Here is a 13179-nt window from a genome sequence, read left to right as displayed (position 1 = left end):
TTTACTGCGCGACGGGTTTTCCGGCGCGAACAAAAACAGGTTTAGTGACTTTTACCGGCATTTCACGGTTGCGGATCTGCACGATGGCCGTATCGCCAATGCCCGCCGGAACGCGCGCCAGCGCAATGCTGTAGCCAAGCGTCGGCGAGAATGTCCCGCTGGTGATGATCCCTTCGCAAACGTTGCCGGACTCGTCGGTAAAATGAACCGGCAGCTCATTACGTAGCACGCCCTTTTCGGTCATGATCAGGCCAACCAGCTTGTCGGTGCCTTTTTCGCGCTGTGCTTCAAGGGCTTCACGGCCAATGAAATCACGGTCGGCAGGCTCCCAGGCGATGGTCCAGCCCATGTTTGCTTCAAGCGGGGAGATCCCCTCGTCCATCTCCTGGCCGTACAGGTTCATACCCGCTTCCAGACGCAGCGTATCGCGCGCGCCCAGGCCGCATGGCTTGACGCCCGCTTCCACCAGATGCGCCCAGAACTCTGCGGCCTTCTCGTTTGGCATCGCAATTTCATAGCCCGCTTCACCGGTATAGCCGGTGGTGGCGATAAATAAATCGCCCGCCTGCACGCCAAAGAACGGCTTCATTCCCTCCACCGCTTGGCGCTGCTCTTCGCTGAAGAGTTTTGCCGCTTTAGCCTGGGCGTTTGGCCCCTGCACGGCAATCAGGGAAAGGTCGTCTCGCACGGTGACTTCAACGGCGTACGGCTCGGCATGCTGGGTGATCCACTCAAGGTCCTTTTCGCGGGTCGCGGAGTTAACCACCAGGCGGAAATAGTCTTCGGTGAGAAAATAGATAATCAGATCGTCGATAACGCCACCGGAGGCGGTCAGCATCCCGGTGTAGAGGGCTTTACCCGGCTGGGTCAGTTTGGCGACGTCGTTGGCGACTAAATAACGCAGGAATTCACGGGTGCGGCTGCCGTGTAAATCAACGATGGTCATGTGGGAAACATCGAACATCCCCGCATCGGTGCGCACCGCATGGTGTTCGTCAATCTGCGAGCCGTAGTGCAGCGGCATCATCCAGCCATGAAAATCCACCATGCGCGCGCCGCAGAGATTGTGCTGTTCAAACAAAGGGGTCTGTTGAGCCATCTTTTCCTCTTTAACCATCTGGTTGCACGACGTTTTCACGCCCTGCTGTCCGTCAGACGTAACCCGGTGCCGCTCCCGCTACAGGCGCGACGCAAACGTTACCTTATCATCTGAACTTACCACTGATATGCCCCGTAAACCATAAGGGGGAAACGGTCATTCCATTAGCTTATGACCAAAACAAGCGAAGCAGCATGCAGAGTATTCAACTGGAAAAATGCGAAGCGGTACGCATAAACAGGAAGTGTTTAAGAGGGTTTTTAGAACTAGCTAACATTTACGACCATTTCAGAAACAAATTCACTACATCAATAAAAACATGACATTAAAAAAAGTAATCCGAAATTTATTCTGGGATTAGAATTTTTCAAACAAGAAGCGGGGTTCCCTTCCCGGTGTCGGGAAGGAAAATGTGACGGGGTTAACGCTATTGCTCAACGAAGCCAGGCTGGCAGATCCTGCAAGCCCATAGCCTGACGAACTAACTGAGGCTTCACGCCCGGGAGCGTATCCGCGAGTTTAAGGCCGATGTCACGCAGCAGCTTTTTAGCTGGATTACTGCCTGCAAACAGATCGCGGAAGCCCTGCATGCTCGCCAGCATCATAGCGGCACTGTGCTTACGGCTACGTTCATAGCGGCGCAGATACAGATACTGTCCGATATCTTTGCCTTCACGATGCAGGCGACGAACTTCATCAATAAGCTCGGCGGCATCCATAAAACCAAGGTTCACGCCCTGCCCGGCCAGCGGGTGGATGGTGTGGGCGGCGTCACCCACCAGCGCCAGACGATGAGCAGCAAAGTTACGCGCATAGCGACCCGTCAGCGGGAAGACCTGGCGTTCGCTCTCAACGCTGCACAAACCAAGATGCATATCGAAGGCAACGCTCAGCGCCTGGTTAAATTCTTCATTCGTTGCCTGCTGCATACGCTCCGCTTCCTGCGGCGGCAGCGACCAGACAATAGAGCAAAGATGCGGATCGGACAGCGGCAGGAAGGCCAGAATGCCCTCGCCGTGGAAGACCTGACGCGCCACGGCCTGGTGCGGCTCAGCGGTGCGTATGGTCGCGACCAGCGCATGGTGCCGGTAATCCCAGAACGTCAGAGGAATATCCGCCTGCTTGCGCAGCCATGAGTTGGCGCCATCGGCCCCGATAACCAGGCGTGCGGTCAGCATCGCCCCATCTTTCAGGGTGATGAACGCTTCGTTTTCACCCCAGGCAACCTGCTGTAGCTCAGCGGGAGCCATCAGCGTGACGTCCGCGCACTGTTCGGCGCGCTGCCAGAGCGCATGATGAATGACCGCGTTTTCAATGATGTGGCCCAGATGGCTGAAGCCATAGGTTTTATCGTCGAAATCGATTTTCCCGAAGCTGTCCTGATCCCATACGGCCATACCGTGATAGGGTGCGGCGCGCTGGGCTATCTGCGGCCATGCGCCAAGGTGAGCCAGCAGCTTTTCGCTGGCAGCGTTTATGGCCGACACTCGCAGGGCGGGAGGCGCATCCTGTGCAAGAGGCTGCGGGAGATGATTCTCCAGCACGGCCACGCGCAGGCCGCTGCCCTGCAAACCACAGGCAACCGCCAGGCCAACCATACCGCCACCAACAATCGCCACATCAACGCTTTGCAAATTGACTCTCCTTTAACGCGCGACCCAACCAAGGGTCCGCTGTGCCAGCACGTCTCGTGCCGGAGTAAAATGTTCCATCGCCATCAGGCCCAGATTGCGGCCAACGACCAGCGGCGCCCAGCGGTTCGCAAACAGCTGCACCAGGCCATCGGTGACGCCGATGGTTGCCGCTTTATCTGCGCTTCGGCGCTGCTGATAATCAGCCAGCACGGGATAGCTGCCGGGGTCAAGATGCGCAAGATAAGCGGTACGCAAGGACTCCGCCAGCGACATGACATCGCGCAGGCCCAGATTAAAGCCCTGCCCGGCAATGGGATGCAGGGTTTGCGCCGCGTTGCCAACCAAAGCCACGCGATGCGAAATAGATTGTGAGGCGGTAGTCAGGGCCAGCGGATAAATATTTCGCGAGCCTGCATGGGTTATCCGGCCAAGACGCCAGCCGAACGCCCTTTGCAACTCGTCGCAGAAACGCTCGTCGCTCCAGCTTTTTACTTCTTCCAGCGCATCCTGAGGATGGCACCAGACCAGCGAGCAACGCCCGTCGGACATTGGCAACATCGCCAGCGGGCCATGCTCGGTAAAGCGTTCAAACGCCCGGTTATTATGAGGTAAAGCGGTTGTGACGTTGGCGATAGCCGCGATTTGCTGATAATCCTGCTGCTGCCAGACGATACCGCACTGCGCCGCAAGAGCGGAACGGGAGCCATCCGCTGCGACGAGCAGTTTGCCATCAAGCACGGTGCCGTCATCCAGCGTAACGCTTACGCTGCTTTCATCACGAGTGAATGAGGCGACCCGCTGCGGGCAATGCAATGTTACGCCCGGCGCTTTACGCAGCAGGGCAAAAAGACGCTGGCCGACATCGTGCAGCTCAACCACCTGGCCTAAAGCGCCAATCTGATAATCTTCCGCTTCGAGCGTCACAAACCCTGCGTGCCCGCGATCGCTCACGTGCACGGTGGTAATAGCCGTGGCGCAGTCCGAGATGGCGGGCCAGACGCCGATGCGGGTCAACTGCTGACAGGTACCCTGAGCGAGAGCAATTGCGCGGGCGTCAAAACCCGGATGGGCTACAGAGTCTGGTTCAGTGGCCTCAACAAGATGCACCGGGAGTTTGCCCCCGGTCATATTTGAAATAGCCAGCGCGAGCGTCGCGCCGGTCATGCCCCCGCCAACAATAATCACGCTCATGGCTGACGTGCCGCCGCCATCAGCGCTTCAATATCATCCGCAGATTTCACCACGCTCGCCGTCAGGTTTTCGTTGCCGTCTTCGGTGATGAGAATGTCATCTTCAATACGAATGCCGATACCGCGATACTCCGCTGGCACATCCGCATCGGGTGCGATATACAGCCCCGGCTCAACGGTGATAACCATGCCGGGTTCCAGCTCGCGGGAACGATCTGCGCCGTAGAAACCTACGTCATGGACATCCAGCCCCAGCCAGTGGCTGAGACCGTGCATGAAGAACTGGCGGTGAGCGTTATCAGCAATCAGCTGTTCGACTTCACCTTTCAGAATGCCCAGCTTCACCACTCCCTGGACCATAATGCGGATAACCTCGCCGGTCACTTCCTGCATGGAAGTCCCCGGGCGGTAGAGCTTAAGCGCCGTCTCAAGGGATTCAAGAACGATGTCATATATAGCGCGCTGTGGCGCACTGAACTTGCCGTTCACCGGGAAGGTGCGGGTGATATCCCCCGCGTACCCTTTGTATTCACACCCGGCGTCAATCAGCACTAAATCGCCGTCTCGCATCTCACTTTCGTTTTCGGTGTAGTGCAGAATACAACCGTTCTCACCGCTGCCAACGATAGTGTTATAGGACGGGAAGCGCGCGCCGTGGCGGCTGAATTCATGAAGGATCTCACCTTCCAGCTGATACTCGAACATGCCCGGACGGCATTTTTCCATCGCACGGGTATGGGCCAGCGCGGTGATCTCACCGGCCCGGCGCATCACGGCAATTTCTTCATCGGATTTAAACAGGCGCTGTTCGTGTACCCACGGCCGCCAGTCAGTCAGCGTGGCAGGCGCGCTCAGATTCTGGCGAGAGCCGCGACGCAGCTTGTCCAGCCCCGCAAAGACGATGGAGTCTGCGTAACCGTACTCGCCCTGGGCGTGATAAACCACGTCCAGGCCGTTCAGTAACTGAGGCAGCTGCTCGTCAATTTCTGAAAATGCCAGCGCGCGATCCACCGCCAGTTTCTCTGGCGCGGCTTCCTGGCCCAGGCGACGACCAAACCAGATTTCCGCGGTCTTATCGCGCAGTCGGTTGAACAGCACGCTGTGGTTGTGGGTCTCATCGCTTTTGATAAGCACCAGTACCGCTTCGGGTTCGTTAAACCCGGTGAAGTACCAGAAATCGCTGTTCTGGCGGTACGGATATTCACTGTCCGCACTGCGCGTCGCCTCGGGAGCCGCAAAAATTAGCGCGGCGCTGGCCGGGGCCATTTTCGCCAGTAGCGCCTGGCGGCGACGGAGAAATTCCTGCTGATTCATCACACCTCCTGAGACAAAATTTTAGTGGAGCGTCGGCTTGCGCACTTCTGGTGCCGTTGGCATCGGACGGGTAAAGGTGTCGTGGCACAGCAGTGCGGCAACCCGCACGTACTCGACGATCTCTTCGAGGGACATTTCCAGCTCTTCCTGATCTTCGTCTTCGTCATAGCCGAGCTGGGCAATGTTGCGCAGATCGTCGATGGCTTCACCTGTTTCGCCGGTCACCTTATCAAGTTTAGGCTGGGTGACGCCCAGGCCAAGCAGGAAATGGTTAACCCAGCCGGCCAGCGCGTCAGCACGGTCAAAAACCGTGGTTTCGTCGCCGTCCGGCAGGTAAAGCTGAAACATAAAACCGTCGTCTTCCAGCGCATCGCCCGTCGCGCCGTGCATCTGACGCAGGCTGTCGGCGAGGTTCTGGCTGAAAGCCAGACCTTCGTTGGTCAGGTCATGCAGCAGCGGTTGCCAGCTGGTGTCTTTGTTGCCGCCACACAGCATTCCGCTGATCAGACCGTGCATTTCAGCAGGCGTCAGGCCTACGCCCTGTTGGTTCAAAAGTTGGCTTACGGCGTCGTAGCCAGGCATTGCGTTCTGTATAGACATGCGCATTCGTCATCGTTGGCAGAGAGAGTTCATGTTATGCTACCACCAGGGACCTCGAGGCACCAGAAAAGGGCTTGTATCTTCATAACGGGGTAGCTATAGTGACGCCCCTTTCGTGGCCTGGCACAGGTTGGCGGAAGGCAGGCGAGTTAACAGCAGGAAGGTGGCATGTCTGCACAACCAGTCGATATCCAAATTTTCGGTCGTTCATTGCGCGTGAATTGTCCGCCTGAACAACAGGATGCGTTGAATCAGGCCGCAGATGAGCTGAATCAGCGGTTGCAAGATTTAAAAGTTCGCACTAGAGTCACAAATACTGAGCAGTTAGTTTTCATCGCGGCACTGAACATTTGCTACGAGCTGACTCAGGAAAAATCGAAAACCCGTGACTACGCTGCGAACATGGAGCAGCGTATCAAAATGTTACAGCAGACCATTGAACAAGCCTTGCTTGAACAGGGTCGCATAACAGACAGACAGGGTCCAAATTTTGAATAACGCTTCACAGTTGTCTATGGTAGAGTAACTGGGAAGAACAAATTTCTCTGAGATGTTTGCAAGCGGGCCAGTCCCCTGAGCCGATATTTCATACCACAAGAATGTGGTGCTCCACCGTCGGTGAGCATGCTCGGTCCGTCCGAGAAGCCTGATGACAGTGACGCTGCATTCACCTTGAACCAAGGGTTCAAGGGTTACAGCCTGCGGCGGCATCTCGGAGATTCCCTCTTTCTACCTGGTCATGTCATATGACACAACATTCGTTAAGCTCCACACCCCATTTTGCCTCACAGCTTCGCGCTGAAATTCGCCAGACCATACGGCAACGACGCCGCGCCCTTACCGATTCCGAACAGCATATTTTCGCCCAACAGGCCGCTTCACGCATGCTGGCTTACCCACCGGTAATAAAAGCAAAAAGCGTTGCGCTATTTTTGTCGTTCGACGGCGAGTTGGATACAGATCCCTTGATTCGTGCTCTCTGGCAAGCAGATAAAGACGTTTACCTGCCGGTTCTGCATCCTTTCAGTGAGGGAAACCTGCTGTTTTTACGGTATGACAAAGACAGCCATCTGGTCATGAACCGGCTGAAAATCCTTGAGCCAAAGCTCGACGTGCGAAACGTGCTGCCGCTGGACAATCTGGACGTGCTGATAACGCCGCTGGTCGCCTTTGACGAACAGGGGCAACGGTTGGGCATGGGCGGAGGATTTTACGACAGGACGCTACAAAGCTGGCAGCGGTATGGCCTGTGGCCGGTTGGTCTGGCGCATGATTGCCAGCAGGTTCCGGGTTTACCAGCGGAAGAGTGGGATATCCCGCTACCGGCGGTTGTCACGCCCTCCCGGCTGTGGGAATGGTAAAAAAGAGGGTGGTGCATTCGCTTATCCGCCCGACGAACAGAATCGAACGCAGGGCGGAAAAGCGCCAGCGTCATCCGCTGGCAGAGTTAAATCAGTAAAGCAGACGGGCGCGGATAGTCCCTGGAATCGCCTTCATTGATTTCAATGCGGCTTCGGCAACATCTTCAGCGGCATCAATATCGATGACCACGTAACCCATATGCGGCGTGGTTTGCAGGAACTGGGCGGCAATGTTGATGCCCTGCTCGGCAAAGATCTGGTTGAGCGCGGTCAGAATCCCCGGGCGGTTCTCGTGGATGTGCAGCAGGCGGCTTGTTGTCCCGCTATGCAGCGGCAGGGAAACCTCCGGGAAATTCACCGCAGACAGCGTTGAGCCGTTGTCAGAATACTTCGCAAGTTTACCCGCCACTTCCAGACCGATATTCTCCTGCGCTTCCTGAGTTGAGCCACCAATGTGCGGCGTCAGGATCACGTTATCGAACTCGCACAGCGGCGACACAAACGGATCGCTGTTGGTTGCCGGTTCGGTCGGGAAGACATCGATTGCCGCACCAGCCAGATGCTTACGCGCCAGCGCATCGCAAAGCGCCGGGATATCAACCACGGTACCGCGAGCACAGTTGATCAGCAGCGAACCCGGCTTCATCAGCGCCAGTTCGTTGGCACCAATCATATTCTTAGTAGAGGCATTTTCCGGTACGTGCAGGCTGACCACGTCGCTCATGTTGAGCAGGTCGGACAGATGCTGTACCTGCGTGGCGTTACCCAGCGGCAGCTTGTTTTCAATATCGTAGAAGAAGACGTTCATCCCCAGCGATTCAGCCAGAATACCGAGCTGAGTACCGATATGACCGTAGCCGATAATACCGAGTTTTTTGCCGCGAGCTTCGTAAGAGCCAACCGCAAGTTTGTTCCAGACGCCGCGGTGCGCTTTCGCGTTGGCTTCAGGTACCCCGCGCAGTAACAGTAGCAGTTGGCCAAGCACCAGCTCAGCAACGGAACGCGTGTTGGAGAATGGCGCATTAAAGACCGGCACGCCGCGCTTAGCCGCTGCATCCAGATCTACCTGGTTGGTTCCGATGCAGAAGCAGCCGACCGCCACCAGCTTTTCAGCCGCCGAAAGAATGTCTTCAGTCAGGTTAGTACGGGAACGTAAGCCGATGAAATGGGCATCACGGATAGCTTCTTTCAGCGCATCGCTGTCGAGCGCGCCTTTGTGATACTCGATGTTGGTGTACCCTGCCGCACGAAGGTTATCGACGGCCTTCTGGTGTACGCCTTCCACCAGCAGGAATTTAATTCTGTCTTTTTCGAGTGATACTTTTGCCATTTCCCGACCCTATTTAGCTAGCTGTGTTGTACTGCCTGTAAGTTACCCTTCTGCCAAAATATCAAAATCTACGCTATCGGCAATATGAACGATTGCGTCGACGCACTGGCTGGAGAGAAATAAGCGGCAGGAGTTAGCACAAAATGCTGGCGGCGAGTGAGAACCAGGAATGAATCACAGGTGCTTTACAGGAATGTGACATATGTCACCAAATTTGCCGTTAAAATAATTTGTCAGAATTTAAACGGATTTTTGGGGCGCAGGCCGCGCCCCGGGCCGATCATTTCAAGATGGTTTTCACGCCATCGGCCGTACCGATCAGCGCAACGTCGGCGCCTCGGTTAGCAAATAACCCTACGGTTACCACGCCAGGCAAGCCGTTGATCGCGTTTTCCAGCGCAATCGGATCGATGATATTCAGGCCATAAACATCAAGAATGTAGTTCCCGTTATCGGTGACGACACCCTGACGATACTCCGGGCGGCCGCCCAGCTTGACCAGCTCGCGAGCGACGCAGCTGCGGGCCATGGGAATCACTTCTACAGGCAGCGGGAAGTTGCCGAGGACATCAACCTGCTTGGAGGCGTCGGCGATACAGATAAACTTCTCCGCAACGGAGGCGATGATCTTTTCACGGGTCAGCGCTGCACCACCGCCTTTAATCATCTGCATCTGGCCGTTAATTTCGTCCGCGCCGTCCACATAGATGCCCAGAGAATCAACTTCGTTAAGGTCGAAGACGGTAATGCCCAGGCTCTTCAGCTTAGCGGTGGAGGCATCGGAGCTGGATACCGCACCATCAATCTGGTGTTTGATGGTGCCCAGAGCGTCAATAAAGTGTGCGGCGGTAGAGCCGGTGCCTACGCCAACAATCGTGCCCGGCTGCACGTACTGGAGCGCTGCCCAACCCACTGCTTTTTTCAGTTCATCCTGCGTCATGGTTATTTGCCTGTGCTGTGAAAACTGACCCGCATTATAAAGCAAGCGCTGCGGGATTGTCCCAGGCATTGGGAGAACTCATCCGATCTTTGTGGATTTGGTCTGGATCGACTGCAAATTTATGTCATAGTGCTGGCACAAGAAAAATAGAGGTCAGCAAACAACAATGAAACGCCCGGACTACAGAACGCTACAGGCGCTGGATGCAGTTATTCGTGAACGAGGGTTTGAGCGCGCGGCGCAAAAGTTGTGCATCACGCAATCCGCGGTCTCACAGCGCATCAAGCAACTGGAAAATATGTTCGGCCAGCCGTTGTTAGTTCGCACCGTTCCGCCACGGCCGACCGAACAGGGTCAAAAGCTGCTGGCCCTGCTGCGCCAGGTTGAGCTGCTGGAAGAGGAGTGGCTGGGCGATGAACAAACGGGTTCAACGCCGCTGCTGCTGTCGCTGGCGGTCAACGCCGACAGTCTGGCGACCTGGCTGCTGCCCGCGCTGGCGCCGGTGCTGGCCGAGTCCCCTATCCGCCTGAATTTGCAGGTTGAAGATGAAACCCGTACCCAGGAACGCCTGCGTCGCGGCGAAGTGGTCGGGGCCGTATCCATTCAACCCCAGCCGCTACCGAGCTGCCTGGTTGATAAATTAGGCGCGCTTGATTATCTGTTCGTTGGCTCGAAAGATTTTGCCGCTCGCTACTTCCCGAACGGCGTTACGCGTTCCGCCCTGCTCAAAGCGCCAGCCGTCGCCTTTGACCATCTTGACGATATGCACCAGGCCTTTTTACAGCAGAACTTCGATCTGTCGCCGGGCAGCGTGCCTTGCCACATCGTGAATTCGTCGGAAGCCTTTGTGCAGCTGGCTCGCCAGGGCACCACCTGCTGCATGATCCCGCATCTGCAAATCGAAAGGGAGCTAAACAGCGGCGAGCTGATTGACCTGACGCCGGGCCTGATGCAGCGGCGTATGCTGTACTGGCACCGGTTTGCGCCGGAAAGCAGAATGATGCGCAACGTCACGGACGCGCTGCTGGAGTATGGACACCGGGTACTGCGCCAGGACGCTGAATAGAAAAAGGCCGCTAACATTAGCGGCCTCGGCCTTTTTTGTTGGATGGCGCTTACGCTTATCCAACCGACTCTTAATAAGATTACTTCGCGGCTTCGCCCTGAGCGCGATCCAGCTCAAACACCACATCTACCTGGTCGTCAAACTGAATGGTCTGCTGATCGTAGGTGTCCTGCGCGGTAGCCGGTGCTGCTGCATCGGCCTTCATCATGCGGACCATTGGCGCTGGCTGGTAGTTAGAGACATGGTAACGCACGCTGTAAACCTGACCCAGCTTGCTGTTAAAGCCTTCGGCTAACAGTTTTGCCTGACGGGTCGCGTCGTTAATGGCCTCTTTACGAGCCTTGTCTTTGTACTGTTCCGGATTGGCAACCCCCAGAGAGACGGAGCGAATCTCGTTCAGGCCCGACTTCAGCGCCCCATCCAGCAGCTCGTTCATTTTGTCGAGTTTGCGCAGGGTCACTTCCACCTGACGTACGGCACGGTAGCCTTTCAGCTGCGTTTTGCCATCTTTCAGGTACTCATATTCCGGCTGGGTGCGGAGATTCGCAGCATTGATGTCTTTCTTCTCGACACCGCTCTGTTGCAGGAAGGTCAGGTACTGTGCCACTCGATCGTCAGCCTGTTTCTTCGCTGACGCCGCATCTTTGGCGGTGACGTTAACTTCGATAGAGAGCGTGGCGATATCCGGAACGGCATCCACGCTGGCAGTGCCGGACGTGACGATATGCGGGCCGTTTGGCAGCTCATCTGCCAGCGCCGGTAACGAGCTAAATCCTACTAATGCGGCTAATGCCAGGGTTTTAAACTTCACTGTAATATCTCCATGCTATGTTCCACTGTCATTGCGCCCGCTAAAATACGCGGACATATGGCAGCAAGCTTAGCCTTAAATGGTAACTTGTCTATCAGATAAAGGCCAATTAACCCATCAGCGCTTTGATGTGATGAATGCCATCCCATGCCAGCTGCGAGGCAATAAACCACATCACCAGTCCGACTACGCCGTTAATCACTCTCTGAGCTTTTGCTGTCCGCAGGCGCGGTGCAAGCCACGCAGCCAGAATAGCTAACCCATAAAACCAAAGTATCGACGCGCTGACGGTTCCCAACGCAAACCAACGTTTCGGCTCATCGGCAAGCTGCCCGCCGAGGCTGCCCAGCACCACGAAAGTATCCAGATAAACATGCGGATTAAGCCAGGTGACAGCGAGCATAGTGGCGATAATTTTCCAGCGCCCCTGCTTCATGACTTCCGCCGTAGCCAGCTCCACGCTGCTGCTCATCGCGGTACGCAGCGCCCCCCAGCCATACCACAGCAGGAAAGCTACACCGCCCCAGGTTACCAGCGCCAGCAGCCATGGCGACTTCATGAGAATTGCGCTGCCGCCAAAGATCCCCCCGCAAATCAACACCAGATCGCTTAACGCACAAAGTGAAGCAATCATCAGATGATACTGACGGCGAATCCCCTGGTTCATCACAAAAGCATTCTGTGGACCCAGAGGCAGGATCATGGCAGCGCCCAAAGCAAGGCCTTGAAAATAATAGGATATCATGGGGGTTACTCTTCATTATTCAGCAATTGAGGAAGAGTGTACGGCGGAAAAATTATTAGAGGAAATGGATAATATTAATGCTCAATCAGTAGCGCTAATAATGATGAGGCCAGCCGTAGCTGGCCTTTGTCGCTTACTCTTTCGGCGCTTCTTTTACGCGTTTGAAATTCACATCCATTTGCGGGTACGGAATGCCAATACCGTTGGCGTCCAGCGCTTTCTTTATCTGCTCCAGCACATCCCAGTAGACATTTATCAGGTCACCGCTGTTGCTCCAGCAGCGCACCACAAAATTCATCGATGAAGGAGCAAGCTCGTTAAGGCGCACGGTCAGTTCGCGGTCTTTCAGAATGCGATCGTCGCTGCTGATGATGTCAGTCAGGATCTGCTTCACCAGGTCGATATCCGCGTCATACGCCACACCAATGATAAATTCATTGCGGCGTACCGGTTCGCGAGAGAAGTTGATAATGTTGCCGGCGATGATCTTACCGTTTGGTACGACGACGATTTTCCCGTCCACGGTACGCAGCGTAGTAGAGAATATTTGTACGTTAAGCACGGTGCCTGCGATACCCCCAAGGTCTACATACTCCCCCGCACGGAATGGACGGAAGGTGACCAGCAGGACACCTGCTGCGAGGTTGGAAAGCGACCCTTGCAGGGCTAAACCAATGGCCAGACCCGCGGCACCCAGTACGGCAATGACCGAAGCTGTCTGGACACCCACGCGACCCAGGGCTGCAATCAACGTGAAAGCAATGATCCCGTAACGGACCAGCGCTGAGAGAAAATCCGCTACCGTGGCATCAATCTGCCTTGCGCGCATCACCTTGTTGATACCACCTGAAACCATGCGGGCGATGATCATCCCGACGATGATAATGGCAATAGCCGCCACGATGTTGACCGCATAGCTCAGCAGTAACGCCTGGTTGCGCACCAGCCAGCCTCCGGCATTATTAATACTGTTTACTACGTTAAGATCTTCCATTCCTGGTTCCTTGTTTTGTCGCGAATGTGGTTACCAGAACCACAGGTCAGACCCTAAAGAGTAAACAAAAACAAGTGAATATGCCAAGTTGGTCA

General features: G+C 55.6%; 13 protein-coding genes and 1 other RNA gene. 4 read left to right on the top strand and 10 right to left on the bottom strand.

The window, feature by feature from the left end:
• Position 1: 1 nt before the first annotated feature.
• The 5 genes from gcvT to HYQ67_RS08635 all read right to left on the bottom strand — a co-directional run bounded on the left by gcvT (position 2) and on the right by HYQ67_RS08635 (position 5837).
• Entirely contained in the window at positions 2-1099 is a 1098-nt protein-coding gene (gcvT, locus tag HYQ67_RS08655) for a glycine cleavage system aminomethyltransferase GcvT (RefSeq protein WP_202303298.1), read from the bottom strand.
• Positions 1100-1533: 434 nt separating this feature from the next.
• The gene (gene ubiI / locus HYQ67_RS08650; protein WP_202303297.1) at positions 1534-2733 is read right to left on the bottom strand and encodes an FAD-dependent 2-octaprenylphenol hydroxylase; all 1200 of its coding nucleotides are present in this window, start codon (positions 2731-2733) and stop codon (positions 1534-1536) included.
• A gap of 12 nt (positions 2734-2745) precedes the next feature.
• The gene (gene ubiH, locus HYQ67_RS08645; RefSeq protein ID WP_202303296.1) at positions 2746-3924 is read right to left on the bottom strand and encodes a 2-octaprenyl-6-methoxyphenyl hydroxylase; all 1179 of its coding nucleotides are present in this window, start codon (positions 3922-3924) and stop codon (positions 2746-2748) included.
• Entirely contained in the window at positions 3921-5237 is a 1317-nt protein-coding gene (gene pepP, locus HYQ67_RS08640; protein WP_202303295.1) for a Xaa-Pro aminopeptidase, read from the bottom strand. Before pepP ends, ubiH begins: the two co-directional genes overlap by 4 nt.
• Positions 5238-5258: 21 nt before the next feature.
• Positions 5259-5837, bottom strand: a complete 579-nt coding sequence (locus HYQ67_RS08635) for a YecA/YgfB family protein (RefSeq protein WP_202303294.1) — start codon at positions 5835-5837, stop codon at positions 5259-5261.
• 168 nt (positions 5838-6005) lie between these two features.
• Between HYQ67_RS08635 and zapA the strand changes: the two genes are divergently transcribed.
• From zapA to HYQ67_RS08620, 3 genes are all read left to right on the top strand, one after another.
• Positions 6006-6335 carry a cell division protein ZapA gene (gene zapA / locus HYQ67_RS08630; protein ID WP_202303293.1) on the top strand — a complete coding sequence of 110 codons (330 nt, stop codon included), beginning with the start codon at positions 6006-6008 and terminating at the stop codon, positions 6333-6335.
• 41 nt (positions 6336-6376) lie between these two features.
• Positions 6377-6560: non-coding RNA, 6S RNA (ssrS, locus tag HYQ67_RS08625), on the top strand.
• Positions 6561-6583: 23 nt separating this feature from the next.
• On the top strand, positions 6584-7198 hold the full coding sequence (locus HYQ67_RS08620) for a 5-formyltetrahydrofolate cyclo-ligase (protein ID WP_202303292.1): 615 nt from the start codon (positions 6584-6586) through the stop codon (positions 7196-7198).
• Positions 7199-7289: 91 nt separating this feature from the next.
• On the opposite strand, the gene serA is transcribed toward HYQ67_RS08620, so the two are convergent.
• Both serA and rpiA read right to left on the bottom strand, forming a co-directional pair.
• Complete coding sequence (serA, locus tag HYQ67_RS08615) at positions 7290-8528, bottom strand: phosphoglycerate dehydrogenase (protein WP_202303291.1); 1239 nt, start codon at positions 8526-8528, stop codon at positions 7290-7292.
• Positions 8529-8808: 280 nt separating this feature from the next.
• Positions 8809-9468: a ribose-5-phosphate isomerase RpiA gene (rpiA, locus tag HYQ67_RS08610; RefSeq protein ID WP_202303290.1), complete on the bottom strand. Its 660-nt coding sequence runs from the start codon at positions 9466-9468 to the stop codon at positions 8809-8811.
• Between the two features lie 166 nt (positions 9469-9634).
• Here rpiA and argP point away from each other — a divergent pair, with 166 nt between their 5' ends.
• Entirely contained in the window at positions 9635-10534 is a 900-nt protein-coding gene (gene argP, locus HYQ67_RS08605) for a DNA-binding transcriptional regulator ArgP (protein ID WP_202303289.1), read from the top strand.
• A gap of 79 nt (positions 10535-10613) precedes the next feature.
• Here the strand turns inward: argP and HYQ67_RS08600 are convergent, their stop codons facing one another.
• The 3 genes from HYQ67_RS08600 to mscS all read right to left on the bottom strand — a co-directional run bounded on the left by HYQ67_RS08600 (position 10614) and on the right by mscS (position 13084).
• Positions 10614-11345 (bottom strand): oxidative stress defense protein, encoded by a 732-nt coding sequence (locus HYQ67_RS08600; RefSeq protein WP_202303288.1) that lies wholly within the window; start codon positions 11343-11345, stop codon positions 10614-10616.
• 109 nt (positions 11346-11454) lie between these two features.
• Entirely contained in the window at positions 11455-12090 is a 636-nt protein-coding gene (gene argO, locus HYQ67_RS08595) for an arginine exporter ArgO (protein ID WP_202303287.1), read from the bottom strand.
• 133 nt (positions 12091-12223) lie between these two features.
• A complete protein-coding gene (mscS, locus tag HYQ67_RS08590) occupies positions 12224-13084 on the bottom strand; it encodes a small-conductance mechanosensitive channel MscS (protein WP_202303286.1) in 861 nt (286 codons plus the stop codon).
• Positions 13085-13179: the final 95 nt, after the last annotated feature.

The organism is Dryocola clanedunensis subsp. sulfonylureivorans (assembly GCF_016756775.1).
Lineage (GTDB): Bacteria > Pseudomonadota > Gammaproteobacteria > Enterobacterales > Enterobacteriaceae > Dryocola > Dryocola clanedunensis.
Note: the sequence above shows the minus strand (reverse complement) of the source record. Positions and strands in the feature narration are given on the sequence as shown.